The organism is Pseudomonas sp. AC169 (assembly GCF_979258515.1).
The window spans coordinates 689,309-715,642 of the sequence record NZ_OZ409866.1 but is presented as its reverse complement, the minus strand read 5'-3'; the positions used below and the strand labels follow the sequence as shown (position 1 = coordinate 715,642).

Annotated in this window: 22 protein-coding genes; 19 read left to right on the top strand and 3 right to left on the bottom strand. The window is 56.0% G+C overall.

Going from position 1 to position 26,334, the window contains the following annotated elements:
* Window positions 1–13: 13 nt before the first annotated feature.
* The 15 genes from ACZZ0G_RS03155 (at window position 14) to fabF (ending at window position 18,378) form a co-directional block, all read left to right on the top strand.
* Complete coding sequence (locus ACZZ0G_RS03155) at window positions 14–1,735, top strand: sulfotransferase family 2 domain-containing protein (RefSeq protein WP_463555278.1); 1,722 nt, start codon at window positions 14–16, stop codon at window positions 1,733–1,735.
* Window positions 1,736–1,738: 3 nt separating this feature from the next.
* Window positions 1,739–2,800, top strand: a complete 1,062-nt coding sequence (locus ACZZ0G_RS03150; RefSeq protein WP_463555277.1) for a glycosyltransferase family 2 protein — start codon at window positions 1,739–1,741, stop codon at window positions 2,798–2,800.
* A gap of 125 nt (window positions 2,801–2,925) precedes the next feature.
* Window positions 2,926–3,381, top strand: coding sequence for a hypothetical protein (locus tag ACZZ0G_RS03145; RefSeq protein ID WP_463555276.1), 456 nt, complete (start codon window positions 2,926–2,928; stop codon window positions 3,379–3,381).
* Window positions 3,374–4,537 (top strand): acyltransferase family protein, encoded by a 1,164-nt coding sequence (locus ACZZ0G_RS03140; protein WP_463555275.1) that lies wholly within the window; start codon window positions 3,374–3,376, stop codon window positions 4,535–4,537. Before ACZZ0G_RS03145 ends, ACZZ0G_RS03140 begins: the two co-directional genes overlap by 8 nt.
* Window positions 4,538–4,546: 9 nt before the next feature.
* Window positions 4,547–6,760 carry a glycosyltransferase gene (locus ACZZ0G_RS03135; RefSeq protein ID WP_463555274.1) on the top strand — a complete coding sequence of 738 codons (2,214 nt, stop codon included), beginning with the start codon at window positions 4,547–4,549 and terminating at the stop codon, window positions 6,758–6,760.
* A gap of 95 nt (window positions 6,761–6,855) precedes the next feature.
* Window positions 6,856–7,791: an NAD-dependent epimerase/dehydratase family protein gene (locus tag ACZZ0G_RS03130; RefSeq protein WP_463555273.1), complete on the top strand. Its 936-nt coding sequence runs from the start codon at window positions 6,856–6,858 to the stop codon at window positions 7,789–7,791.
* A 54-nt stretch (window positions 7,792–7,845) separates the two neighbouring features.
* Entirely contained in the window at window positions 7,846–9,192 is a 1,347-nt protein-coding gene (locus ACZZ0G_RS03125; RefSeq protein WP_463555272.1) for a glycosyltransferase, read from the top strand.
* A 170-nt stretch (window positions 9,193–9,362) separates the two neighbouring features.
* Window positions 9,363–9,956 carry an adenylyl-sulfate kinase gene (gene cysC, locus ACZZ0G_RS03120; RefSeq protein ID WP_095112931.1) on the top strand — a complete coding sequence of 198 codons (594 nt, stop codon included), beginning with the start codon at window positions 9,363–9,365 and terminating at the stop codon, window positions 9,954–9,956.
* On the top strand, window positions 9,953–11,332 hold the full coding sequence (locus ACZZ0G_RS03115) for an FAD/NAD(P)-binding protein (RefSeq protein ID WP_463555271.1): 1,380 nt from the start codon (window positions 9,953–9,955) through the stop codon (window positions 11,330–11,332). Before cysC ends, ACZZ0G_RS03115 begins: the two co-directional genes overlap by 4 nt.
* A gap of 189 nt (window positions 11,333–11,521) precedes the next feature.
* The gene (locus tag ACZZ0G_RS03110) at window positions 11,522–12,493 is read left to right on the top strand and encodes a UDP-glucose 4-epimerase family protein (RefSeq protein WP_463555270.1); all 972 of its coding nucleotides are present in this window, start codon (window positions 11,522–11,524) and stop codon (window positions 12,491–12,493) included.
* On the top strand, window positions 12,490–13,503 hold the full coding sequence (locus ACZZ0G_RS03105; RefSeq protein ID WP_463558813.1) for an MraY family glycosyltransferase: 1,014 nt from the start codon (window positions 12,490–12,492) through the stop codon (window positions 13,501–13,503). Before ACZZ0G_RS03110 ends, ACZZ0G_RS03105 begins: the two co-directional genes overlap by 4 nt.
* Before the next feature lie 118 nt (window positions 13,504–13,621).
* The gene (locus tag ACZZ0G_RS03100) at window positions 13,622–15,616 is read left to right on the top strand and encodes a polysaccharide biosynthesis protein (RefSeq protein ID WP_463558812.1); all 1,995 of its coding nucleotides are present in this window, start codon (window positions 13,622–13,624) and stop codon (window positions 15,614–15,616) included.
* Window positions 15,617–15,726: 110 nt separating this feature from the next.
* Entirely contained in the window at window positions 15,727–16,062 is a 336-nt protein-coding gene (locus ACZZ0G_RS03095) for a ComEA family DNA-binding protein (protein ID WP_463555269.1), read from the top strand.
* Window positions 16,063–16,277: 215 nt separating this feature from the next.
* On the top strand, window positions 16,278–17,081 hold the full coding sequence (locus ACZZ0G_RS03090) for an SDR family NAD(P)-dependent oxidoreductase (protein WP_463555268.1): 804 nt from the start codon (window positions 16,278–16,280) through the stop codon (window positions 17,079–17,081).
* 22 nt (window positions 17,082–17,103) lie between these two features.
* Entirely contained in the window at window positions 17,104–18,378 is a 1,275-nt protein-coding gene (gene fabF, locus ACZZ0G_RS03085) for a beta-ketoacyl-ACP synthase II (protein ID WP_463555267.1), read from the top strand.
* On the opposite strand, the gene ACZZ0G_RS03080 is transcribed toward fabF, so the two are convergent.
* The 3 genes from ACZZ0G_RS03080 to eat all read right to left on the bottom strand — a co-directional run bounded on the left by ACZZ0G_RS03080 (window position 18,375) and on the right by eat (window position 20,728).
* Complete coding sequence (locus ACZZ0G_RS03080) at window positions 18,375–18,929, bottom strand: TetR/AcrR family transcriptional regulator (protein ID WP_463555266.1); 555 nt, start codon at window positions 18,927–18,929, stop codon at window positions 18,375–18,377. The two genes, fabF and ACZZ0G_RS03080, sit on opposite strands and share 4 nt — an antisense overlap.
* Before the next feature lie 137 nt (window positions 18,930–19,066).
* Complete coding sequence (locus ACZZ0G_RS03075) at window positions 19,067–19,234, bottom strand: DUF2897 family protein (RefSeq protein WP_463555265.1); 168 nt, start codon at window positions 19,232–19,234, stop codon at window positions 19,067–19,069.
* A 129-nt stretch (window positions 19,235–19,363) separates the two neighbouring features.
* Complete coding sequence (gene eat, locus ACZZ0G_RS03070; RefSeq protein ID WP_160058933.1) at window positions 19,364–20,728, bottom strand: ethanolamine permease; 1,365 nt, start codon at window positions 20,726–20,728, stop codon at window positions 19,364–19,366.
* Between the two features lie 398 nt (window positions 20,729–21,126).
* On the opposite strand from eat, the gene kdpF reads away from it, so the two are divergent.
* The 4 genes from kdpF (at window position 21,127) to ACZZ0G_RS03050 (ending at window position 26,258) form a co-directional block, all read left to right on the top strand.
* The gene (gene kdpF, locus ACZZ0G_RS03065) at window positions 21,127–21,216 is read left to right on the top strand and encodes a K(+)-transporting ATPase subunit F (RefSeq protein WP_007899818.1); all 90 of its coding nucleotides are present in this window, start codon (window positions 21,127–21,129) and stop codon (window positions 21,214–21,216) included.
* An 8-nt stretch (window positions 21,217–21,224) separates the two neighbouring features.
* On the top strand, window positions 21,225–22,919 hold the full coding sequence (kdpA, locus tag ACZZ0G_RS03060; RefSeq protein ID WP_463555264.1) for a potassium-transporting ATPase subunit KdpA: 1,695 nt from the start codon (window positions 21,225–21,227) through the stop codon (window positions 22,917–22,919).
* Window positions 22,920–22,929: 10 nt separating this feature from the next.
* On the top strand, window positions 22,930–24,993 hold the full coding sequence (gene kdpB, locus ACZZ0G_RS03055; RefSeq protein ID WP_463555263.1) for a potassium-transporting ATPase subunit KdpB: 2,064 nt from the start codon (window positions 22,930–22,932) through the stop codon (window positions 24,991–24,993).
* A gap of 123 nt (window positions 24,994–25,116) precedes the next feature.
* A protein-coding gene (locus tag ACZZ0G_RS03050; RefSeq protein WP_463555262.1) for an IS3 family transposase occupies window positions 25,117–26,258 on the top strand; the annotation gives its coding sequence in 2 pieces (ribosomal slippage) (window positions 25,117–25,378 and window positions 25,378–26,258; 1,143 coding nt in all).
* Window positions 26,259–26,334 lie beyond the last annotated feature (76 nt).

Genomic DNA, 26,334 nt, shown 5'->3' with positions numbered 1-26,334 from the left:
TGAGAGGACGGTAATGACGAGCAATGACGACCAGCGTTTGTTGGATTTTCTTACCTGGAATAGCTGTGTTTCACAGGAGCGGAAATTATTCTACGTAGCAACGCCTAAGGTGGCTTGTACATCTCTGAAATGGTGGTTTGCTGAGATGGAAGGCGTTGCCGAGGCGATTCGGCAACTCAAAACCAGTTCCGAAACCGATCCTGAGCTTGTCATTCATGACTCGTTGCAAGTCGCTGCACCACAATTGTGCCTTCGTTCACCGGAGCAACTCGAGGCAATCAAGGCTGACGGTTTCTTCAGTTTTGCCCTGGTAAGAAATCCGTACAAGCGGCTTTTTTCGGCGTGGCAGTCAAAGATTTTGCTGCGCGAACCGTATCAGATCGAACCTTATCTGGGACAAGCGTTTGTAGAATGCCCGGTTGAAACCATGCTTGATGTCGCTGCCGCGTTCGAGTGTTTTCTGGAATACCTGAACACCTATGAAATCGATGATTTCAAGGATTGGCACTGGGCGCCGCAATATGACCTGCTCAAGCCTCAGCTGTTTCCCTACACCGTTGTATCGAAGATTGAGGACACGAGCGCGTTGAACGACGCGTTGCGTGCTCATCTGGGTGATGCTTACGTCAATCCGTTCACCACGTCGAAAGCCAACGAGAGCCTGATTCCTTACCTGCCGGAATTTATCAGCCCCAGAGCTAAAGCGCTGATTGACCGGCTGTATGCGAAAGACTTTGAAGTTTATGGCTACTCAAACGAACTACCGCCGGCCAAAGAGAAGTTTTCGCAAGAACATCTGACATTGGCGTTGAAGGGAATCGAGCTTCTGCGTGGCCGACATGCTCGGATTGGCGAAATGCGGCAGCAATGCCGTGCCGAGTTTTCGGCATTGTTGAAGGACAAGGAGTGGCTGGCGGAGCAGCGTGAAAACTGGATGGCCGTTTGCAAGGAAAAGGAAACGGAGCTGGTTAACCTGCAAGGCTTCTGCGCCGGCGAGGTTGAAAAGTTCGAGATGGCGCGTGCGGAACTCGAGCAATTGAAGTTGGAGCTTGCACAATCCAACGCCGCGCTCGCGCAAGCGAACTCCGAAATTGGCCAGTCCAATGCAGAGCTGGCCAAGAGGAATGCTGAAGGGGCACGACTGGAGGCGGAGCTGGCCGAGGCCGCATCCCAGGCCAATCAATTGAAATCCGAATTGGCGGCGACGGCGGCAGATGTTGAGCGATTGAACTCGGAATTGGTGCAAGTGACTGCCGATTGGGTCCAAGTGAAGTCTGAGTTAGTCCAGGCAAATTCCGTTTTGGTACAAGTGAAGTCTGAGCTGGTCCAGGCAAACTCCGTTTTGGCGCAATCGAAATCTGATCTGGCGCAATCGAACTCCGAACTGGCTCAATCGAATTCCGAGCTGGCGCGCCTGAAAGCAGACCTGGCACGATCAAATACCGAGCTGGCTCAGTCTGGCAATGATCTGACACGGTCCAACTCTGAACTGGCCATGTCAAACGCCGAACTCGCGCGCTCAAACACCGATCTGGCGCAATCCAATGCTCAACTGGAATGGTCGAGAGCCGAGCTGGAAAAACTGAAACTGAATGTTGGATCATTGATTTCCGAGCGTGAGGCATTTGCCCTTAAACATAAGCGCTATCTCGCGGTTTATCGCTTTGTCGAAGCTGGATTGGTTAGCCGGTTGCGTAAGGCCGGGCGGCTCGTAAAAGGGCGCAAAGGAGAATAAAAAGTGGCAAAGGTTTCGGTTGTACTGACTTCTTATAATCACGAGAAGTTTATCGGGCAGGCTATCGATTCTGTTCTCAATCAGACGTTTACTGATTGGGAATTGATCATTGTGGATGACGTTTCGCCGGATGGGTCCTGGGGCGTGATCGAAAGTTACAATGACCCGCGAATCATCAAGATTCAGAATGACAGGACGCGTCGTTATATTTACAACATCAATCGGGCCATCGAGTCGCAAAGTACCGGTGAGTACATTGCTATCCACCATTCGGATGATGCTTGGGAACTGGATAAACTGGAGAAGCAAGTGGCTGTGCTGGACGCTAATCCTGGCGTAGGTGCAGTGTTTTCACATGTTCAGTGTATTGATGAGCACAACCGGCCACTCGTCGTCGAGTGGTTCAACCAGCCGAACAAACCGCGGACTGCCTGGTTGCGTTCCTTGTTTTTCAACGAGAACCAGTTGTGCCACCCAAGCGCATTGGTCCGACGCAGTGCGTACGAAAATGCTGGGTTGTACAGAAGCGCCAATGCGCAGACGGACGATGCGGAAATGTGGACGCGCCTGTTGAAAATTGCAGATATCCATGTCGTCCAGGAGCGACTGACCCTGCATCGCATTTTCTCGGATCAGTCCAATGAGAGCGGTGCGCGTCCCGACAGGCGTGCCCGGATGTGGCTGGAATGGTACTTGCAGAAAAAGCACTACGCAGGCATGCCTCTGGCCGACATTTTGGAGGCGTTTCCGGAGAGTGAGCGGTGGGTCACTCCAAAAGGGGCCAATAGCGGGTACTTGTTGGCCATGTTCGCTATTCAGATCGGCGGCTGCCCGGGTACGCGGTTGTTCGGTGTCGAGCATCTGTATCAGTTGATGAACGATGCCGAGCAGCGAGCGGAGATCGAGTCGATTCATGGCTTCACTTATCTCGATTTCATTGCCCTTACTGGCCAGGAAGATTTTTTCAATCCGGCGGCAGTCGAACCGGTAGCGCCGAAGCCTATCGTCACCAGCCCGTTGCGGCTTTTTGCCGGTAAGGTAGTGCGCAAACTTCGCGCGTTGTAATCGGACGAATAGGCTTACTCTCCGGTCGGACCTTCATTTTTGCGTTACCGGATTTACACGGACGGAAGGTCCGTCGGAGTGCGGTTTCTGTTGTGTGTAATGTCATTTTTGATATGGGGCAGTGAGTGAGGGTCGATCTGAAAATATTGAGGGGGGTGCTCTTTTTTGCGTTGATTGCGATCGGGGTGCTGGCCTTCGCTCGCTGGACGGGAGTTGGCAACGTGGCAAAGTTGCCTGCCCCGGTTGTTCTTCCGCAAGGGTTAAGTGTGGCAGTAACGGCTGCAGCGCTCACGCTGGAAGTGAAGAGCTGCGACATCGACAAATTGGGCGATGAGTTCTTCCTGCATCAATACCCCACCGATGCTTCGAAGGCGGGGGCTGAGGGTTTCATAAATCAGCAGTTCAATCTGAAGGCTTTGAAACCAGTCGAAATCAAAACTCAGGAAGGCCTCGTTTCTTGCCAGTACCGGGTGGAGTTTTCGCCTGTTGCAATCAATCGGGTTGCGCTAGGGCAGTTCAGAATGCCCGAGGGGCGTTGCTGTGACATTCTGTGGAATAAAGAAGTGAACCTGGATGAATAACCCTTTACCCGTCGGTTCAGCTCCCACCGCCCACCGTTCCTTCGGTCTTGATGTCTGTCGGACCCTCGCCTGTCTGCTTGTTGTGTTTGGGCATATGCTGGCGCATTCGAAACCTCATCCCGTCCTGGCTGGCTTTGCGTTTCTTGCAACGTTCGGCGTAGATCTGTTCTTTTGCCTGAGTGGTTTCCTGATTGGCAGGATTCTGCTTAAAGAGGCGACGCATTGGCGGGAGGAGAAAATCGGCGGACTGACCGGGTTCTGGTATCGCCGATGGATGAGAACATTACCGCTTTATTTCTTTTTCTTTTTCGTTTCGCTGAAATTTGACTGGGCCGGTGCGACCACCTTTGTCGAGCAATTCCATTACTTGATATTCGCCCAGAATTTTGCCTGGAACATGACAGACTTCTATCGCCTGTCGTGGAGTCTGGCGGTTGAAGAATGGTTTTATTACACCTTTCCGCTGGTCATGATGTTGATGATTGGCCTGGGTGCCGGTGTCAGACGCGCGGCAATGATCGTCATCGTGATCTTCATGGTCGTACCTTTCCTCGCGCGTATCGGATTGCCTATTCAGCCGGTGCGCTACGATGATGCTCGGTATGTTGTCCTCTATCGGCTGGACGCTATCGGTTTTGGTGTTTTGATTGCCTACATCTACACGTGGCACAAACCGATTTTCGATCGCCTTGCCAGGTTTTGGTATGTTCCTTTTGCATTCGCTGTGGCGCTGATCGTACTGACTCGCCAAGGGTTGCCGTGGACTGCGGGCAGCAAGCTTGAACAATCTTTGTTCTTCACATGTTCGGCGATATTTTTCGCAGCATTGATCCCGGCATTTTTCAGTTTGGGCGCATCACGTTCGAATGTGCTTAACCGATTTGTGAAATACACAAGCCTGATTTCCTATTCAATCTATCTCGGCCATATTTTCGCTTTTATATTAGTGATCAATGTGCTGAACCGTTATGGGTTGCAGACCATTGTCTATGACAATCCATGGTTGGCTTATCCAGTTTTCATTGCGTGCGTCTATGCGCTCGCGCACCTGACGTATACCTGCGTGGAGAAGCCCTTTCTGCGGCTTCGTGACGTGAATATTTTGTCGATGCTGAAGTCTTTGAAAGGCCTTCAACGTTTCGGTACAGGGAAGTAATCAATCGTTATGTCGAACTCCATGCAGCATGATTTTGCCCCTGATTCCGGTTTTGGAAAAATGACGAAAAGATACCAGGCAGACATTTCGGAAACTGGCGCTCTCGCGCAGGACTACGTTCTCGTCATCAGCAGTTCCAGTGATGCTTCCACGGATTTTTCCGATCTGTATCGGTCGCTGTGCGGCCAGACATTCCAGGCCTGGAAGTGGCTGATCTGTTTCGACAAAAGTGAGGAGCAGGTCCTCAATGCGGCTTTTGTAGAAACTTTGGCGGGTGACGAGCGTGTGCGGATGGTCAGTCGGGCAGAGCTGACTTTTGGCCATGACATCTGGGTGCGACCGGAGTACCTCGTACTGGCAGATGCGGCGACGACGTTCGATCCGACCTTCATTGAAAAGGGAATCTGGTGTCTTGAATCCAACCCCGAGTTTGCCTTTTGCAACTCGTTCGGTGTGATGATGGCAGACGGGGAAGTGACGAACCGGCAGAACTTGATCGAGGGTAAGTATTACCTGGATAACCCTCACGCCAAGGTCAGAGGTATTGTGGCTCGCAAGTCGGCCATTTTGCAGGTGAGTTCGCAGGTAATCATCTCGCCCGACGGTCGGGATCCGACTCCGCTTCTGGTGAGTCTGGCGGACGCCGGCCACTGGGGTTTTACCATTGCAGAGTGTTTGCAGACCTGTGGCAACGTGCCAGAGGCGCTGAGGGTTGCAACGACGCCTGCGATGCCGCTCAAGCCTGTCCCCGCTCCTCAGCGCCGTTATCCGTCGGCCTATGAATCATTGCCTGAAGGTGTTGGTTTCGAAAACCCGTTGAAGCGCAATGCGAATGGCAGACGGGTCATGTTTTTGCTGCCGTGGATGGTCGAAGGCGGAGCCGATCGAGTCAATATCGACCTGATCCAGGGCCTTGTGGCTGGTGGGGCCGATGTCACCGTATGTGCCACGCTTGAGGCGGATCATCGCTGGCAGGACAGGTTTGCGGAGCTGACTGCGGATATTTTCGTCCTGCCGAACTTTCTGTCGTTATCGGATTTTCCGCGCTTCCTGTTGTATCTCATTGCCTCCAGGCAGATTGATACCGTGCTGATTGCCGGAAGTACCCTGGGTTATCAACTTCTTCCGTATTTGCGCACGATTGCATCGAAGACGACATTCCTGGACTTGTGTCATACCGAAGAAATGCATTGGCTCAACGGCGGGCATCCACGATTCGGAGTCGGCTATCAAGACGCCCTGGACATGAATGTGGTGAGTACACGTCATTTGTCCGAATGGATGGCCCAGCGCAATGCCGATGCTGGAAAAATCCGGGTCATGTACACGGGAATCAAGTCGCACCCGGTGTCGCTCTCGCCAGCTCAGCGCGCTGAGACTCAGCGCAGTTTCGGCCTCGACGAACACGCGTTGACCATCATTTTTGCCGGGCGCATGTGCAATCAGAAGCGCCCGCTGAAACTGGCGGAAATTCTCCACGCCCTGAAGCAGGCCGGTGTCCGTTTCAATGCATTGATTATCGGCGAGGGCGAGTTGCGTCCGGAATTCGAGGGGTTGATAAGGCAGTACGATCTGGGCTCAGAGGTTCACGTTGTAGGCGCAAAACCGCATGCCGAGTGGCTATCGTTGCTGGCGATTTCCGATGTGTTGCTGATGCCTTCGGAATATGAGGGGATTTCGGTAGCGCTGTTGGAGTCAATGGCGGCAGGGGTCGTGCCGGTGGTCGCAGATGTCGGCGGGCAGGATGAATTGGTGGGTGACGAAACCGGTTACCTGATTCCCCATGGTGCAGATGAAGTCAGCCAGTATGTCGAGGTATTGCGACGGCTCTCGATGGATGCCTCGATGCGTGAGCGCAAGGCACAAGCCTGTCGGCAGTTGATCGAGGCTCACTACACTGCAGCCGCCACCCAACGTCAGTGGTTACAAATACTGGATGAGGCGCAAGTCAATCGAGCACAGGTGCCACAACCGTTTTTGCCGGCGGGGTTGGCGAGAGAGCTGGCAACGACGGCCTTGGAAAATCGTCGCGTGACCTCGTATCTGGATTACCTTTATTCCACTCATTGCCTGACAAATGACGCTCAAACCGAGGTGCCGGTCAGTGGCAGCATTTCGCGTTTGTTGATTGCGCGAATCCGCCAATATCGAGTGGCGAAGTATCTGCTCGATAAACCCCTGATACAAAATATACTGCGGAAGTTGAAAGTGTTGGTTTCTTGACGCTTTTGCACGCATGTGTTACTTTTTTTGTCATTTTTGTTGGCTGATTAACGTCAATTTTATTGCCATGACTTCGATGTCAGTCGAGAGTTTTTATGAAAATTACAGTGTTTGGCGGCGGCGGTTTTATTGGATCAACCATTGTTGATCGGTTGTTGCAGGATGGGCATTCCATTCGCGTTTTTGAACGACCGCGCGTGGTTGAATATCGTAAGTTTTTATCACATGAATGTGTCGAATGGATGACAGGCGATTTGTCGTCAACCAGCGATATAAATAAGGCAGTAGAGGGTGCAGACGTCGTTTTTCATCTGGTCTCTACAACTTTGCCGAAAAGCTCGAACGAAGACCCGGTTTATGATGTGCAAAGCAATGTTGTCGCAAGTTTGCAATTGCTGAATGCGATGGTTGCGCACAATGTTGGAAGAATCGTGTTCATTTCTTCCGGCGGGACGGTTTATGGTGCGCCGAAATACCTGCCTATCGATGAAAAACATCCGACAGATCCTGAAGTTTCCTATGGCATTACCAAACTGACCATCGAGAAATATCTTCAGATGTACAACCACCTCTATGGCATCAAACCTGTCGTTCTTCGGGTTGCCAATCCGTACGGTGAGCGCCAGCGTGTGGAAACTGCACAAGGGGCGGTGGGTGTATTCATTCATAACGTACTCAAAGGCTTGCCAATCGAAGTCTGGGGTGACGGCAGTGTCGAACGCGACTTCCTCCACGTCAGTGATGTCGCAGAAGCCTTTGCCAAGGCAGTTACCTACTCGGGTAGCGCCAGCGTTTTCAATATCAGTTCGGGTGTCGGCACCAGTCTTAACAGCCTCATGTCGATGATCGAGGACGTCAGTGGCGAACCCGTCGCCAGAAACTACAAACCGGGGCGGTCTTTCGACGTGCCTGTCAGCGTGCTGAGTAACGATCTGGCTCGGGATGAGTTGGGATGGACGCCTAAAGTCTCCATGAAGGAAGGGATTTCCAGAACCTTCGAATGGGCAAAGCAGCAAGACGCACAAAAGTGAGGGTTAACCCGTGAGCGGTCATCAGTCGTTTGCAATTGCTGGTGGCGGTCTGGAGTGAAAGTACTGCTCACGGTTCACCAGTTTTTCCCGGAATTTTCTGCTGGTACGGAGGTCCTGACGCTGTCTGTCGCCAGGACCTTGATCGCCCAGGGGCACGAGGTGCGCGTATTCACCGGGTATCCGGCGACTTCGGCGCTCGGCGACGACGAGCGATTCGACCGATACCATTACGATGGGATCCGGGTCGATCGCTTCCTTCACGCCTACGAGGCCATGGGGGACCAGACCTCCAAAATCGAAATCGGCTATGACAACCATCTCGCTGCGAACTATTTCGAGCACCTGCTGAGTGAATTTCAGCCTGACGTTGTGCACTTTTTCCATCTCAATCGCCTCGGCACTGGCCTGATCGAAAAGGCCGTGGCGGCAGGCGTTCCAGCGTTCTATACGCCAACCGACTTCTGGAGCATTTGTCCTACCGGACAGTTACTCAGATGTGGTGGACGTGCCTGTGAGGGACCCAGTCCTGACGCGGGAAATTGTGTCGTACACTTTTCGGCCAATCTCGCGGGTCCGAAGATCGGAAAACTGATTACGGCGCTTCCGGACAAAGTTGCTGATGCGCTGGTAAGGGTGGCCCGATCGCCATTCCTGCCCGAGGCTTCGTTGGTTACAGAAGTGCACGCACTTGAAAATCGTCTGGGGCGCAATATTCGACGACTCAATCTTCTGAACGGCATATTTGCGCCAAACAATATGATTGAGGCTCTGTTACTGAAGCACGGCGTGCGTCCGGATATCGTCGTCAAATCTGCTTATGGTATTGATCTGGATCACGCTGTCGTGCCTCGCGCCAGACGAGGCGAAGAACGCCCCTTGGTTCTGGGTTTCATCGGCACACTTGCGTCACATAAAGGATGTCATGTGCTGTTGCGGGCCATGCAGCGTTTTTCTGCTCAAGAGTTGCGTTTGAATATATACGGAAAGCATACGGACTTTCCCGAATACGTTGCCGAGTTGAAACAATTGGCTGACGGTCATGAATCGGTGTCTTTCTGCGGTACTTTTCCCAATGGGGAAATATTCAATGTGCTGGGTGGTCTGGATGCCTTGGTTGTACCTTCGGTCTGGAACGAGAATACCCCCCTTGTCGTTTACTCTGCTCAGGCAGCGGGTTGTCCGGTCGTTGGCTCCGATGTGCCAGGCATCGCAGAAGCGGTTACCAGCGATGTCGATGGTTTGTTATTTGAGCCAGGCAGTGTTGAGGCGTTGAGCCTTGCTTTGAAGCGCTTGCTAGAGGAAAGGGGGCTGTTGGCCGGTCTTGCAGCGAACTCGCGACCACCCAAATCCATTTCAGTTTATGTTGAAGAATTACTGCAGGAGTGGGGGCGACCCCTGTAGGAAAATTCTCTACTTTCCTCGCTTCAGTGGGTTTTCCTTGGCGTAAACATTCACCGGGTCTATCCTTCTCGCTTGATTTTGGGCCTGGGCTTCATCCGGATTGAGTGAAATAGTTTCCGGGATGGGAAGCCTGAATTTAATTAAATGTATAGAGCAATGGTGTAGTTACGATGGCTGAAAATCTTGTGGCTCATCAAATGGTCGTCGACCGGGGCCAGCGCAGTTCGATCAAGAAACAACGACCTGCGGTCTTGTGGTTTACGGGTCTGAGCGGCGCAGGTAAATCAACCATTGCAAACGCGTTGGAACAAGCATTACTTGAGCAGGATCGTCATACGTATTTGTTGGATGGTGACAACATGCGTCTTGGGTTGTGCCGTGATCTTGGGTTCAGTGACGTTGACCGAACGGAAAACATTCGTCGAATCGCTGAAGTCGCCAAACTCTTTGTCGACGCTGGGCTGATCGTAGTGACAGCATTCATCTCTCCGTTCCAGCGTGACCGTGCATTGGCGCGTGATGTGATCGGGGACGCTTACTTTGTCGAAGTGTTCATCAGCACGCCGCTGCTGGAGTGTGAGAACCGTGATCCAAAAGGCCTCTACAAGAAGGCCCGTTCGGGTGATCTGAAGAACTTTACCGGCATCGATTCACTGTATGAGCCGCCGGTCAATCCTGATATCTGCATCAATACACTGGAAGATGATGTACCCAGTGCCGTCGCCAGGATAATGCAATATCTGGTCGGACGGATCGAGCCTTGAAAACCCTGATTATCATTGGTGCCGGTTTCAGTGGTGCGGTAACGGCCATTCAGTTCTTGCGGACCTGTGGGGTCGGTACTCATGTAGTGCTGCTCAATCGATCCGGCGACATGGCGCGCGGATTAGCCTACGGCACCAATAGCTCCCGGCATTTGCTGAACGTCCCGGCCGGGAACATGTCCGCCCTGGCTGATGATCCAGAGCATTTTTTGCGATTCTGTGAAAGCCGTTTGCCTGGTACCACGGCAGCCTCTTTTGTACCGCGAAAATTGTATGGCGAGTATCTGTCCGGTTTGCTCGCCGACGCTGAGAATAATTGCGGCGCCGGCATCAGCTTCGAGCGGATCACCGCTGAAGCCCACAGTCTTGAAGCGAGAGGCGACAAGGCGTTGATACAGTTGGCCGATGGCCGCGAACTGACAGCCGATCATGTGATTCTCGCGTTCGGTAATTTTGCTCCCTTCAATCCTTCCATCACTGTCGGCGCCCAGAGAGAGGGGCGCTATCTGGCTGACCCATGGTCCGGCGCGATTGAGGTGCCGATTGCTGCGGATGCACCGATTCTGTTGATGGGGGCTGGTCTGACTGCACTGGATGTGGCGCTGACCCTTGATCAGCAAGGTCATCGCGGACCGGTCTACATGCTTTCCCGGCGTGGTGTACAGCCGTTGCCGCATCGAGCCTCCAGACATACGAAACCAATCGGCTTCGATGTCGTGGAACGTATGCGTTCCTGCAAACCTGGCGCGTTGAGCTACTTGCGCGAAGTGCGTTCGATGGCTGAAGCGGCGGCGGGTGATGATATCGACTGGCGCGATATCGTCGGTGCGCTACGGCCGATTACCGCTCAGTTATGGGGAGCTTTGAGCGAAAACGAGCGGCAGCGTTTTCTGCGCCATTTGCAGGTGTATTGGGATGCTCATCGGCACCGGGTCGCACCGGCGTCCTACGCAGCATTCAGCGAGCAGATCGAGCAAGGCAGACTTCGCCCGATGGCGGGCAGAATCTGCGACATCGCTCCGATGCCCAACGGTCTACGTGTACACGTCGCGATGCGGGGGGCAGAGTCTGTGAAAGCCATAGACGTTTCCCACATCATCAATTGCACGGGGCCGAACTCGAATTTGGCCAGGGTCGAAGATCGCCTGATCGTGCAGTTGTGTGAGGCGGGTCTCATACAGCCCGACACGCTTGGGCTCGGGGTCTGCGTGGATGAATCACTGGCAGCCCGCAATAGTCACGGCGTCGGCACGCCTTGGCTGAGCTATGTCGGGCCGATGCTGAAGGCTCAATTCTGGGAGGCCACAGCTGTTCCGGAGTTGAGAGTCTATGCCCGGGATCTGGCCAAACGGATTACTGCAAAATTCAGCGAGTAACACGCAGGGTCATTCGCTTGGCTCAGATCCTCCCATGTGTCGGACACTGACCAAAAGCCTATGACCCAATGACGATATTGCTCAATCAAGTTTGATGTCACGAACGACTTTGCCTGTTTCGGGATTTTGGCTGATGAATAACCGTGGTTTCGTGCCTGGTGCATATTTTATGTCTGCCGGTCGGCTTCAATGAGTATCAAAGGCCTGCTGGTTACGGGCGCATCCGGATTCGTGGGTTCAGCGTTGCTGCAGCACCTGGCGCGTTCGAAGAGCCATTCATTGATCGCGGCATTACGGACCGAATGCCCTGATCTTCCCGGTGCTGTCCGTCGCTTCAAGATCACGGAACTGTCCGCGACAACTGACTGGAGTCCGGTGCTAGGCGACGTTGATGCCGTAGTCCACGCTGCAGCTCGCGTGCATGTCATGGATGAGACCGCGACTGATCCGCTCACCGAGTTTCGGCGCGTGAATGTCGACGCGACTTTGAATCTGGCGCGACAGGCTGCGGCGGCAGGGGTCAAACGGTTCATTTTCATCAGTTCAATCAAGGTCAATGGCGAGGGTACCGAGCCAGGTTGCGTCTACACCGCAGACGATATTCCGACCCCCGCGGACCCCTATGGCATTTCAAAGCTTGAGGCTGAACTTGGTCTCAAACAACTGGTGGCTACCACCGCAATGGAGTTAGTGATCATTCGCCCGGTGCTGGTGTACGGGCCGGGGGTCAAGGCCAATTTCCTCAGCATGATCCGCTGGCTGCAGCGCGGAGTGCCGTTGCCGTTCGGAGCGATCGATAATCGGCGCAGCCTGGTCAGTCTGGATAACCTGGTTGACTTGATAGAAACCTGCCTTGAACATCCTTGCGCTGCGCACCAGACTTTTCTCGTCAGTGATGGCGAGGATGTCTCGACCACCCGGCTTTTGCGTATGATCGCCGCAGCCCTGAACAAACCCGTCTGGCTGCTGCCAATACCTGTGGAATTTATGAAAGTGATGGCAGGACTGATGGGTAAAGGGGCAGTGGCGCAAAGGGTATTCGGTTCGCTGCAGGTGGATATCGAAAAGAACAAGCGTCTACTGGGATGGGTGCCGCCAGTATCTCTGGGGCAGGGTCTGAGCGAAACGGTAAAGCCATTTCTGGAATCGCGAAAATCATGATGTGTTGGTGGCTTATTCCGGTGGGTGCCGGACTTTCATTCATGCTCACTGCATTACTGCGGCGCTACGCGATATCGCGCAGCTTGATGGACATTCCCAATCAGCGCAGTTCGCACGTCGTGGCGACACCGCGCGGAGGCGGCGTCGCGATCGTTGTGACATTCCTCATGGCGATAACGGTCCTGTTTTTCTCTGGCATCGTTGCACCCGCGGTGTTCATTTCACTGGCTGGGGCAGGGAGCATCACCGCCGTTGTCGGTTTTCTCGATGATCACGGTCATGTGGCCGCGCGCTGGCGTCTTCTGGCGCATTTTCTAGCCGCCGCGTGGGCTGTCTACTGGATAGGCGGCTTGCCAGCATTGACGGTCTTCGGCGTCGATCTGCAGGCAGGCTGGATTGGGCAATTACTCGTGGTGGTCTATCTGGTCTGGATGCTCAATCTCTACAACTTCATGGACGGTATAGACGGAATTGCCGGAGTCGAAGCTGTCACGACCTGCGTGGGGGGCGTACTTCTGTATTGGGTGGCTGGCGTGCCAGAACTGTCTTGGCCCGCCCTCATGCTCGGTATCTGCGCAGCGGGATTTCTATGTTGGAATTTCCCGCCTGCCAAAATATTCATGGGCGACGCTGGCAGTGGATTTCTGGGCGTGGTCCTGGGAATCATGGCATTGCACGCGGGCTGGGCTGATTCGGCGTTGTTATGGGCCTGGCTCATATTGCTGGGCGTGTTCATTGTCGATTCCACTTTCACACTGATGCGGCGACTATTGCGTGGGGACAAGGTGTATGAAGCACATCGTAGCCACGCCTATCAATTCGCATCACGTCGTTTTGGCAAGCATTTGCCAGTCACTTGTGCTGTCGCGGTTATCAATATGCTTTGGCTGTTGCCTTTGGCGTTCTGCGTAGTTTATTTCCGTATTGACGGTGCCCTCGCGCTGATGGTGGCTTACGTTCCACTGATATGGCTGGCGGTCAAATATCAGGCGGGGCAACTGGAAAGGTAAATCGTCAAACAAGTAAACAACGATAGGGCTTTTTGGGTTTACAGTATTTGTTGTACCTGGAGGCGTTGCAGCTTATGCCTCCAGTTGAGCGGAGTGTACTCAGGTGTTGGGCGAGGTTATGGATAAAGTCAGGACTTATCTGTTGGGGTTACCCCGACGGCGCAAACGGATTCTTCAGGTAGCCACCGATACGTTCCTGGTATGGCTTGCGCTTTGGCTCGCGTTTATTGTCCGTTTGGGCATCGACGACATGTATAACCCGCTCAAAGCCCACTTTTGGCTTTTTGTCAGCGCTCCGGTCATTGCCATTCCGCTATTCATCCGCTTTGGCATGTACCGCGCGGTCATGCGCTACTTCGGCAATGACGCGCTGATTGCGATCGTCAAGGCCGTCAGTCTGTCTGCGTTGATCCTGGCGTTGGTGGTGTACTGGTACAGCAATCACCAGGCCGTTGTGCCTCGTTCGATCATTTTCAACTACTGGTGGTTGAGCCTGGTGATCATTGGCGGATTGCGTCTATGCATGCGGCAGTACTTCATGGGTGACTGGTTCAATGCGGCGCAGCACATGCCATTCACCAACCGCGACGATGGATTGACCAAGGTGGCGGTCTACGGCGCCGGTATGGCCGGCAACCAATTGGTCGCGGCCCTGCGTATGGGGCGTGTATTGCGTCCGGTGGCCTTCATAGACGATGACCCCGGCATCTCGGATCGCTCGATCTCCGGGCTTCAGGTGTACAAGCCCAAACACATCCAGCAAATGATAGATGTCACGGGGGCACAGGAAATTCTCTTGGCATTGCCGTCCTCTACACGAGCGCGGCGCAGGGAGATTCTCAATCTGCTCGAAGGCTTTCCACTGCATGTTCGCAGTGTTCCGAATTTTTCGGATTTGGCGAGTGGTCGAGTCAAGGTCGAAGACATCCAGGAAGTGGATATAGCGGATTTGCTCGGTCGTGATGCGGTGCCTGCCCAACCGGATTTGCTCAAGCACTGCATCGAAGGCAAGACGGTCATGGTCACCGGGGCCGGTGGTTCAATCGGCTCGGAACTGTGTCGGCAGATCTTCTCGTTGAGGCCCACTACGCTTTTGCTGTTCGAGCACAGCGAATTCAATCTCTACAGCATTCTGTCGGAACTGGAGCAGCGCGTTTGCCGAGAATCAATTCCGGTTCGTTTACTGCCAATCCTCGGATCCATTCGCCAGCAGGACAAACTGCTTGATGTGATGAAAACCTGGAAGGTGGACACGGTTTACCATGCGGCCGCCTACAAGCATGTGCCGATGGTCGAGCACAACATCGCCGAAGGCGTGTTGAACAACGTCATCGGTACGTTGAATACGGCTCAGGCTGCATTGCAGTCGGGTGTTGCCAACTTTGTTCTGATTTCCACCGACAAAGCGGTACGGCCGACGAATGTCATGGGCAGCACCAAGCGTCTCGCCGAAATGACGCTTCAGGCGCTCAGTCGTGAAGTGGCTCCGGTGTTGTTCTGCGATAACGCCAATGTTTCCCGAGTCAATAAAACCCGCTTTACGATGGTGCGTTTCGGGAATGTCCTGGGCTCGTCGGGATCCGTTATCCCGCTGTTTCATAGCCAGATCAAGTCGGGCGGGCCATTGACGGTCACTCACCCGAAAATCACCCGCTATTTCATGACCATCCCTGAAGCCGCGCAACTGGTGATCCAGGCGGGATCCATGGGGCAGGGCGGCGATGTGTTTGTTCTGGATATGGGAGAACCTGTGAAAATCGTGGAGCTGGCAGAGAAAATGATTCATCTGTCAGGTTTGAGCATACGTTCCGATCGTAATCCGCAAGGTGATATCTGTATCGAATTCACTGGATTACGCCCCGGGGAGAAGCTCTATGAAGAGCTGTTGATCGGCGACAATGTGGCCGCCACCCAGCACCCGATGATCATGACGGCGAGCGAAGACCACCTGCCGTGGGAGGTGCTGAAAGCCCGCTTGAGCGAATTGCTGCTGGCCGTGGAACGCGATGATTATGCGCGGGTCCGTCAACTGCTGCGCGAAACGGTCAGCGGCTATATGCCGGACGGCGAGATCGTCGATTGGATCTATCAGCAGCGCCGCCTCGAACCCTGATTGTTTCACATCCTGTAACGCACGCATTTTTGACATCGCTCCACCATGACCTACGGTTGGAGAGCAGCTTCGGAAAAGCTGCTTTCTCAAACGATGATGGAGCGTCACTAATGCGTACCGGTTACTTCTACTCTCTGATTTTCGCTTTCCTCACCAGCGCCTCGATCGCCGCCATTGCCGCGCCGGTTGCGCCAGCGGAGTCGCCCAAAGCGCCTTTGGTAATGGAGACAGCGGCACCTTCCCAAAGCGCAAAAGTCGATCTCAACGAAGCTGACGCGGCTACGCTACAAAAAGAGCTGGCCGGTGTCGGAGAGGCCAAGGCCAAAGCGATTGTTACTTATCGTGAAACAAACGGGCCGTTCGCATCGGTGGATGAATTGCTGGAAGTGAAAGGGATCGGCAAGGCGATTCTGGATCGCAATCGTGACAAGCTGGAAGTCAACTAAGCTGAGTGTTCTATGCCAAGAGGCCGGTCATTGACCGGCCTTTTTTACTTGCGTAGCGCATGACCGCTGGTTGCGGTGGAGAGGGCAACCGTCGAACGATTTCAAATTACGTCTATCATATTGTGTTTTGATTATGCCTATAATAATTTGCCGGTGCGTCGAGCCAGCAGGTCTCATCGGTAACTTCCTTCATCAAGCATTCCAGGAGCATTCACATGAATTCCGCACAATCCCAAGGTACTGCTCTGGTTACCGGGGCTTCATCCGGTATCGGTGCGATTTACGCTCAGCGCCTGGCGGCGCGTGGTTTTGATCTGCTGCTGGTGGCCCGTGACAAGGACCGCCTGGAAAGTGCTGCGAGACAGTTGCGTGAAGCCCACGGCATTCAGGTCGAAGTGCTGAAAGCGGATCTGACGCAAAAGGACGATGTGCTCAAACTCGAACAGCGCCTGCGCAGTGATTCGAGCATCAGCTTGCTGGTCAATAACGCCGGTGTGGCGGCGGACGGACTGCTGGCGAACGCCGATATGGACCAGTTGGAGCGATTGATCCAGTTGAATATCACCGCCGTCACCCGCCTGGCATCGGCTGCAGCCGCGAGTTTCGCCAAGGCCGGTCGTGGCACGATCATCAATATCGCCTCGGTGGTGGCGCTGTTTCCGGAACGCTTCAACGCAACCTACAGCGCCAGCAAAGCTTATGTACTGAGCCTGACCCAGTCGCTGAACACTGAGCTTGAAGGCACCGGTGTGCAGATTCAGGCTGTGCTGCCCGGTGTAACCCGCACTGAAATCTGGGAGCGCTCCGGTATCGATGCCAGTGGCATTCCGGCAGAAATGGTCATGGACGCGGGCGAGATGGTCGATGCGGCCTTGGCCGGTCTGGATCAGGGCGAGTTGATCACTATTCCTTCACTGCCTGACGCAGGCGAATGGCACGCCTTTGTTGCGGCTCGCCATGTCATGGCGCCGAACCTTTCCCGCAGCTCGGCAGCCCAACGCTACAAGTCCGGCAATTGAATTGATCAGAGGTCACCACGGTATGGATTCGCGTCGAATAGTCGTCACGGGCATGGGCCTGGTTTCACCCTTGGGCAGCGATGTCGAAGTCGTCTGGCAGCGTTTACTGGCCGGGCGTTCTGGTCTGCGTAATTTGCCTGAGGCAGTGGTCGCTGATTTGCCCACGCGAGTCGGCGGTGCGGTGCCGACGCTGGAGGAGGATGCTGAAGCAGGTTTCGATCCGGATCGCGCCACGCCACCCAAAGAACAGAAGAAGATGGACCGCTTCATTCTGTTCGCCATGGAGGCTGCCCGGCAGGCGCTGGAGCAGGCTGGCTGGCATCCTTCAGAAAGCGAAAGCCAGGAGCGTACCGCAACGATCATCGGTTCCGGTGTCGGTGGTTTCGGCGCGATTGCCGACGCCGTGCGCACCACCGACAGCCGTGGACCTCGACGCTTGTCGCCGTTCACCATCCCGTCGTTTCTGGTCAATCTCGCGGCCGGACACGTGTCCATTCAACACGGCCTCAAGGGGCCTTTGGGCGCACCGGTGACGGCGTGCGCTGCGGGTGTTCAAGCGATTGGCGACGCAGCGCGATTGATCCGTGCCGGCGAAGCGGATATTGCCGTGTGTGGCGGCGCGGAAGCGTGCATCGACCGCGTCAGTCTGGCTGGTTTCGCGGCAGCGCGGGCACTGTCGAGCGGTTACAACGATACCCCGGAGCGCGCGTCACGGCCGTTCGACAGTGGTCGCGACGGTTTCGTCATGGGCGAGGGCGCAGGGTTGTTGGTGATCGAATCCCTGGAACATGCGTTGGCTCGTGGCGCGAAGCCGTTGGCTGAGTTGGTCGGTTATGGCACCAGCGCCGACGCCTATCACCTGACGGCCGGGCCGGAAGACGGCAGTGGCGCGCGGCGGGCGATGACGCTGGCACTGGCGCAGGCGGGTGTCGAGCCGGATCAGGTGCAGCACCTCAATGCTCACGCGACCTCGACGCCTGTGGGCGACCTCGGCGAGTTGGCGGCGATCAAAGCGTTGTTTGGCACGCAGAATGAAATCGCCGTGACCTCGACCAAGTCGGCCACCGGTCATTTGCTCGGCGCTGCCGGCGGACTTGAGGCGATTTTCACGTTGTTGGCGATTCGTGATCAGGTGGTGCCACCGACGCTGAATTTCGACAATCCGGATCCGGCGAGCGCAGGCGTGGACATCGTCCATGGCCAGGCGCGGCCAATGTCGATCGAGTACGCACTGTCCAACGGTTTCGGGTTTGGCGGGGTCAATGCCAGCGTGTTGTTCAAACGCTGGCAGGCTTAGTCGCGGTTCTTGAGATGATCGCGGGTGACATCGAGGATGCGTTGCGCAAACTCGGCATCCGCGACGCTGCGTGACAGCAGCAGCGCGCCGACCAGGGTCGACATGATGACGATGGCGCGGTCAGCGTTGCTCTCACCTTCGAGACTGTTCTCGATCTGCTCAAGCCGTGCCTTGAGTACCACGTCACTGGTGGGACTCGGTTGGCCGCGCAGGCCCAACTCCGAAGAGATGGTCAGCAATGGGCAGCCTTCATGGGGCGACGTTTGATGCCATTCGGACAGGTACGTCTCGATGAAGACATCGAGCGGATTGTCCTGTGAAAAAATCTCCGCACATAAGCCGTCAACCTGGCTGCCGGCCTCTTGCAAAGCCTTCTCGACCAACTCGTCCTTGGATTTGAAATGTGAATAGAAACCGCCATGGGTCAAACCCAGCGCTTTCATCAGGGGTTGCAGGCCTGTAGCGCCGATTCCGTCCTTGCGAAAGCGTGCCGAAGCCTCCTTGATGATGCGCTGATGGGTCTGGGCTTTATGGTCCTGCGAATAACGCATTTGGAACTCTCCGCAACAATGTCCCCATCTTAACCAAGGAAAATTAGATGGTGACTGTACTTCTACTTCTTAAAAACGTGCGGATAGGTCCAATGGCTATAAAAAGCACAAACCCCGCCGATCAGGCGGGGTTGTGTTCAACGGTCTTGGGCGTCTTTGGCGTCCGCTTCGGCATTGCGTTGCGCAACGCGTCGGCGTTCTTCATCGGTCAGATCGACCTTGTTCGCGGTGTCGCGCAACATCATCAATCCACCCACGATCGAGCCGATTGCAACGATCAGAATCAACCAGGCATACCAAGGCATAACGGCTCTCCTTAATGGCAGGTCGACGGACGAGGATTTCGCCGTACAACACTGCATACCACTTTTGAGCGAAGTGAACTCGCAGTGGTTCCATTCTAGGCCGCTTGTACCCGGTACACCCGAAATCCCTTAATTGCCTGTCAGCATGGCATCGGCCGGTGCGTTGGCACGCAGTTGCCCGGTGAGCAGAAAGTAGCCGAAACCGACCGCCATGAAGCCGAGGAAGATCAGCCCGATCAACGCGTTGAACCACGCCATCGCCACCAGACAAACCACCGCCAGCACCAATGCAATCATTGGAATCAACGGATAGCACGGCGCGCGGAAAGTACGCTCCAGATTCGGTTCCGATTTGCGCAGTTTGAACAGGCTGAGCATGCTCATGATGTACATCACAATCGCGCCGAACACCGCCATGGTGATCATCGCGGCGGTAAGGGTCATGCCACCGAGGTTGATCAAGCCGTCGCTGTAAATCGCGGCAATGCCGATGATGCCGCCGACAATGATTGCGCGGTGCGGGGTCTGGAAACGTGAGAGTTTCGCCAGCGAGGCGGGAAGATAGCCGGCGCGGGCGAGGGCGAAGAACTGCCGCGAGTAGCCAAGAATGATGCCGTGGAAACTGGCGACCAGACCGAACAGCCCGATCCACACAAGCATGTGCAGCCAGCCGGAGTTGTCGCCGACCACGGTTTTCATCGCTTGCGGCAGCGGGTCATTGATGTTGGCCAGGGTGCGCCAGTCGCCAACGCCGCCGGCAAAGAACATCACACCCATCGCCAGTAACACCAGGGTCAGGATGCCGCTGATGTACGCCTTGGGAATCGTGCGTTTCGGATCCTTGGCTTCTTCGGCAGCCATTGCCGCGCCTTCGATGGCAAGAAAGAACCAGATCGCAAACGGAATCGCCGCGAACATCCCGGCAATCGCCGGTGCGCCGAACACATCCGAACCGGCCCAGCCATTGAGGGCGAAATTGCTGAAGCTGAACGCCGGCGCGACCACGCCCATGAACACCAGCAGTTCGGCAACGGCCAGCACGCAAACAATCAGCTCGAACGTGGCCGCCAGTTTCACGCCAAGAATATTCAGCCCCATGAACACGATGTACGCGCCGACCGCTGCGTGTTTCGGATCAAGCGCCGGAAACTGCACATTGAGGTACGCACCAATCGCCAAAGCAATGGCTGGCGGAGCGAAAACGAATTCGATCAGCGTGGCGAGGCCTGCGATCAATCCACCTTTTTCGCCAAAGGCGCGCCGGCTGTAGGCAAACGGCCCACCGGCATGGGGAATCGCTGTGGTGAGCTCGGTGAAACTGAAAATGAAGCAGGTGTACATGGTCGCAACCATGAACGAAGTCACCAGGAAACCCAGTGTTCCGGCGACACCCCAGCCATAACTCCAGCCGAAGTACTCGCCGGAAATCACCAGCCCTACGGCGATGCCCCACAGATGCAACGTGCCCAGCGTGGGTTTGAGTTGTGTGTTCATGCGCTTGCTCCCTGAACGGTTTGGAAAGCTCGGGGGAGGGCGTGTGCAGTGGGCGTGCCAGTGCGCTGAAACAAGTCGTAATGAGTTGAAAGCTGTCGTATCGGGGATGTTCGCCGGGGGATAGCTGCTTTTTGTGCGCCAGTTGGGTGCGATGTTGCTAGTTATGCCGTCTTCGCGAGCAAGCTCGCCCCCACAATTTGCAATGCATTCCCCTGTGGGAGCGAGCTTGCTCGCGAAGGCGCCAGCCCAAACACCACAAGCTCAGCTGTAACGCCCGCATAAACCCACTCTTTACGCTTTCTTTATGCCCCGCAGCACCCCTCGCTCTCGTTCCTTTACAGCCTCCTTTCCGACAATGCCCCCACACGCGGCAATACGCCGTAACACGGAGATCTTCCATGAGCGTTCTGGACGGGGTGTCACTGCTATTGGCAGTGGGGCTGTTCATTTATCTGTTGGTTGCGCTGTTGCGCGCGGATCGGAACTAGGAGCGGCTATGCACAGTTATGACTATTGGCTGATCCTCGCGTTCTTTGCGGTGGTCTTGCTGCCGGCGCCGTTCCTCGGGCGCTTCTACTACAAGGTAATGGAAGGTCAGCGCACCTGGCTGACGCCGGTTCTCGGCCCGGTTGAACGCGGGTGCTATCGCATCGCCGGGGTCGATCCGCAGGCTGAACAGAGCTGGCAGAAGTACACGCTGGCGCTGCTCGCCTTCAACCTCGCCGGTTTCCTGCTGCTGTTCGCAATTCTGCTGTTCCAGGATCACTTGCCGCTGAACCCGCAAAATCTGTCGGGTCAGGAGTGGACCCAGGCGTTCAACACCGCGGTCAGTTTCATGACCAACACCAACTGGCAGTCCTACAGCGGCGAAGCGACCCTCAGCTACCTGAGCCAGATGGTCGGCCTCACCGTGCAGAACTTCGTCAGCGCCGCCACCGGTCTGGCCGTGCTGGTTGCGCTGTGCCGTGGCATCGGGCGCAAATCGACGAAAACCCTCGGCAACTTCTGGGTCGACATGACCCGCGCCACCCTCTATGGCCTGCTGCCGCTGTGCCTGTTGCTGGCGCTGTATCTGGTCTGGCAAGGCGTGCCGCAAACCTTCGCGCAGTACGTGAATGCCGTGACGATGCAGGGCGTTGATCAAGTGATCCCGCTCGGCCCGGCCGCCAGCCAGATTGCGATCAAGCAACTGGGCACCAACGGTGGCGGTTTCTTCGGCGTCAACTCGGCGCACCCGTTCGAGAACCCGACCGCGTGGAGCAACCTGTTCGAAGTCGCTTCGATCATTCTGATCCCGGTGGCGCTGGTGTTCACCTTCGGCCACTACGTCAAAGACCTGCGTCAGAGCCGCGCGATCATCGCCTGCATGCTCGCGCTGTTCCTGATCGGCGGCGCGACTTCGCTGTGGGCTGAATACCAACCGAATCCGACCCTGAACAACGCCGCCGTCGAACAGACCGCACCGCTGGAAGGTAAAGAAGCGCGCTTCGGCACCACCGCCACCGTGCTGTGGTCGGTGACGACGACGGCGGCCTCGAACGGCTCGGTCAACGGCATGCACGACAGCCTCAACCCGCTCAGCGGTATGGTGGCGCTGGTCAACATGATGGTCGGTGAAGTGATCTTCGGCGGCGTCGGTGCCGGGCTCTACGGCATGTTGCTCAACGTGCTGATCGCGGTGTTTCTCGCCGGTTTGATGATCGGCCGAACCCCGGAATACCTCGGCAAGAAACTCCAGGCTCGGGAAGTGCAATTGCTGGTGGTGACCCTGCTGGTCATGCCGGTTGGCGTGCTGGTGCTCGGTGCGATTGCCGCAGCGGTTCCCAGTGCTGCGGCGACCATCAGCAACCCCGGCCCGCACGGTTTCAGTCAGTTGCTTTATGCCTACACCTCGGCGAGCGCCAACAACGGTTCGGCGTTCGGTGGCCTGAGCGCCAACACACCGTTCCACAACCTGATGCTGGGTCTGGGCATGTTGATCGGTCGCTTCGGTTACATCCTTCCGGTTCTGGCTCTGGCCGGCAGTCTGGCGATGAAGAAAACCGCACCGATCGGGCAGAACAGCTTCCCGACCCACGGCCCGCTGTTCGTGACCCTGTTGACCGTGACCATTTTGCTGGTGGGCGGCCTGACCTTTCTGCCGACACTGGCGCTCGGCCCGATCGCCGAACATTTAAGTATGGGCTTCTAAGGAATCCATCATGAATATGCATGTTCCTGCAAAACCTGCGGTGCCGACCCAGTCGGCAGAAGCACCGAAAACTGCAATCTCGGCTCTGTGGCGGCCGGCGCTGCTGCAAGCCTTCGTCAAGCTCGACCCTCGGCAACTGAAGCGCTCGCCGGTGATGCTGGTGGTCGAACTGACGGCGATTTTCACCACCGTGCTGTGCTTCATTCCTGACGCGGATGTGCCGACCTTCGTCGCCGCACAAATCGCTTTGTGGCTGTGGTTCACCGTGCTGTTCGCCAACTTCGCCGAAGCCTTGGCCGAAGGTCGTGGCAAGGCCCGCGCCGACAGTCTGAAGGCCGGTAGCGAAGGCCTCAGCGCCCGGCGCAAACTGGCCAATGGCAGTTTTCAAGTGGTGCCGGCAGCGAGTCTGCGCAAGGGCGATGTGGTGCGCGTCGAAGCGGGGGAGATGATCCCCGGTGACGGCGAAGTCATCGAAGGCATCGCGGCGGTCAACGAAGCGGCGATCACCGGTGAATCGGCGCCAGTGATTCGCGAATCCGGCGGCGACCGCTCGGCCGTCACCGGCAACACGCGACTGGTCTCCGACTGGTTGCTGGTGCAGATCACCGCCAACCCCGGTGAATCGACTCTGGACCGCATGATCGCCTTGGTCGAAGGCGCCAAACGGCAGAAGACGCCCAACGAAGTGGCGCTGGATATTTTGCTGATCGGCCTGACCCTGATCTTTCTGCTGGTGGTGGTGACCCTGCAACCGTTCGCCCATTTCGCCAACGGCAGCCTGCCGCTGGTGTTTCTGGTGGCACTGCTGGTCACGCTGATTCCGACCACCATTGGCGGTCTGCTGTCGGCGATCGGTATCGCCGGGATGGATCGACTGGTGCGACTGAACGTGATCGCCAAATCCGGTCGAGCAGTGGAAGCGGCGGGTGATGTGCATGTGCTGCTGCTGGACAAGACCGGCACCATCACCTTCGGTAATCGTCGCTGCAGCGCGGTGTATGCCGCGCCGGGTGTGACCGGGCGCGAGCTGGCAGAAGGTGCGCTGTTCGCCTCTTTGGCTGACGAAACTGCTGAAGGTAAATCCATCGTCGAATACCTGCGCGGTCTGCACCCGCAGCCTGAGCCGGCGCTGGAAACCCTGATTGCGGTGCCGTTCAGCGCGGAAACCCGTTTGTCCGGCGTCGACTATCAGGGTCGTGTCTACCGCAAAGGTGCGGTGGATTCGCTGCTGAGTTTCCTCGGCCAGAAACGCGCGGATCTGGCCCCGGCGCTGTCGCGGGAAATCGACAAGATCGCGCAGAGCGGCGGTACCCCTTTGCTGGTCTGTGCCGACGGCAAATTGCTCGGTGCGATTCACCTCAAGGACGTGGTCAAACCGGGCATCCGCGAGCGCTTTGCCGAACTGCGCAAACTGGGGATTCGCACGGTGATGGTCACCGGCGACAACCCGCTGACCGCTGCTGCCATCGCCGCTGAAGCGGGCGTCGATGACGTTCTCGCCGAAGCCACGCCGGAGAAAAAACTCGCGCGTATTCGTCATGAGCAAAACGACGGTCGTCTGGTGGCGATGTGTGGCGACGGCGCTAACGACGCACCGGCGCTGGCCCAGGCTGACGTCGGCATGGCGATGAACGACGGCACCCAGGCTGCCCGCGAAGCAGCGAACATGGTCGACCTCGACAGCGATCCGACCAAGCTGCTCGACGTGGTGCAGATCGGCAAGGAATTGCTGGTGACCCGTGGCGCGCTGACGACCTTTTCCATCGCCAACGATGTGGCCAAATACTTCGCGATCCTGCCGGCGCTGTTTGCGTCGATTTATCCGCAACTGGGCGTGCTCAACATCATGCAACTGACCAGTCCGCAGAGCGCGATTCTCTCGGCCATCGTCTTCAACGCGCTGATCATCGTGGTGCTGATTCCGCTGGCCCTGCGCGGGGTGCGGGTGCAGGCGGCGAGTGCGGCGGCGTTGTTGCGGCGCAATCTGTTGATCTATGGATTGGGCGGGATTGTGGTGCCGTTTGTGGGGATCAAGGCGATCGACATGTTGCTCACCGCGCTGCATCTGGTGTGAGGCTGATATCGCAGCCCCTCACCCTAACCCTCTCCCGGGGGGAGAGGGGGACTGATTGATCTGGCTTAATGATTCTGGACACCCCTAAAGGGCGTTAATCTACGCCCAACGACGAGGTGTGATTTGACCAGACGCTATTTTTCGACAGATTTCAAACGGGACGCGGCTTGCCTGGTTTTGGATAAAGATTATTCGGTGAGCGAAGCCTGTGAAGCAATGGGTGTAGGCCCTACAGCTCTGCGCCGCTGGGTTGAGCAACTGCGTTCAGAGCGCAGCGGGAAGACACCTGAGAAGTCCAAGGCCATGACCGCTGACCAACAACGCATCCAGGAACTGGAAGCAACAATCCGACGGATTGAGCGCGAGAAGGAAATTTTAAAAAAGGCTACTGCTCTCTTGATGTCGGATTCCCTCGATCGGTAAGGCTGGTCGAGGAGTTAAGCGAGCAATATCCAAGATCCGAGTTGTGTGGCGTATTTGGTATCAACCGCAGCAGTTATTACGAGCGTCTGAAACGGCGGACAAAAGTGGATGTCGAGCGCGATCGACTCAAGATCAAGGCTGCCGAATTACATGAGCAAAGTCGCGGCTCAATGGGCGCGCGCAGCCTGGCAAAGGCGTTGTGTAACGAAAAGGAGTCGGTAGGTCGTTACATGGCTCGTAGCCTGATGCGCGAGATCGGATTGAAGAGCCAGCAACGGCGCAGGCATCGTTACAAACCTAGCGGCGCGGAGGCTCAATACGCCCCTAATCATTTGCAGCGTAAATTCAACGTTGAGGCGCCCAATCAAGTGTGGTGTGGCGACGTGACTTACATTTGGGCCGGTACTTATTGGGTTTATCTGGCTGCGGTACTAGACCTGTATGCCCGACGCATCGTCGGCTGGGCGATATCCAGAAGTCCCGATTCGGCTCTGACCTGTAAAGCGTTGAAGATGGCTTTCGAGTCGCGAGGACGCCCTGAAAACTTGATGTTCCATTCGGATCAGGGCTGTCATTACAGCAGCAAAATGTTCCGTGAAACGCTGTCGGAGATGCGGATAAAACAAAGCATGAGTCGACGAGGAAACTGCTGGGATAACGCCCCGATGGAGCGTTTCTTCGGCAGTTTGAAATCTGAATGGATACCCAAGGCTGGCTACCGAAACGAAGACGAGGCCAGTACCGATGTGTTGCGCTACCTGACCCACTATTACAATCGGATCAGGCTACACAGTTACAACGGCTATCGAACTCCCGTAGCCATGGAAGCCCTGGCGGCATGAAAAAGGGTAAAACCCTATAACCGTGTCCAGTATCGTTTGACCAGATCAGATCGAGTGGTTTATCAGAGTTTCACCG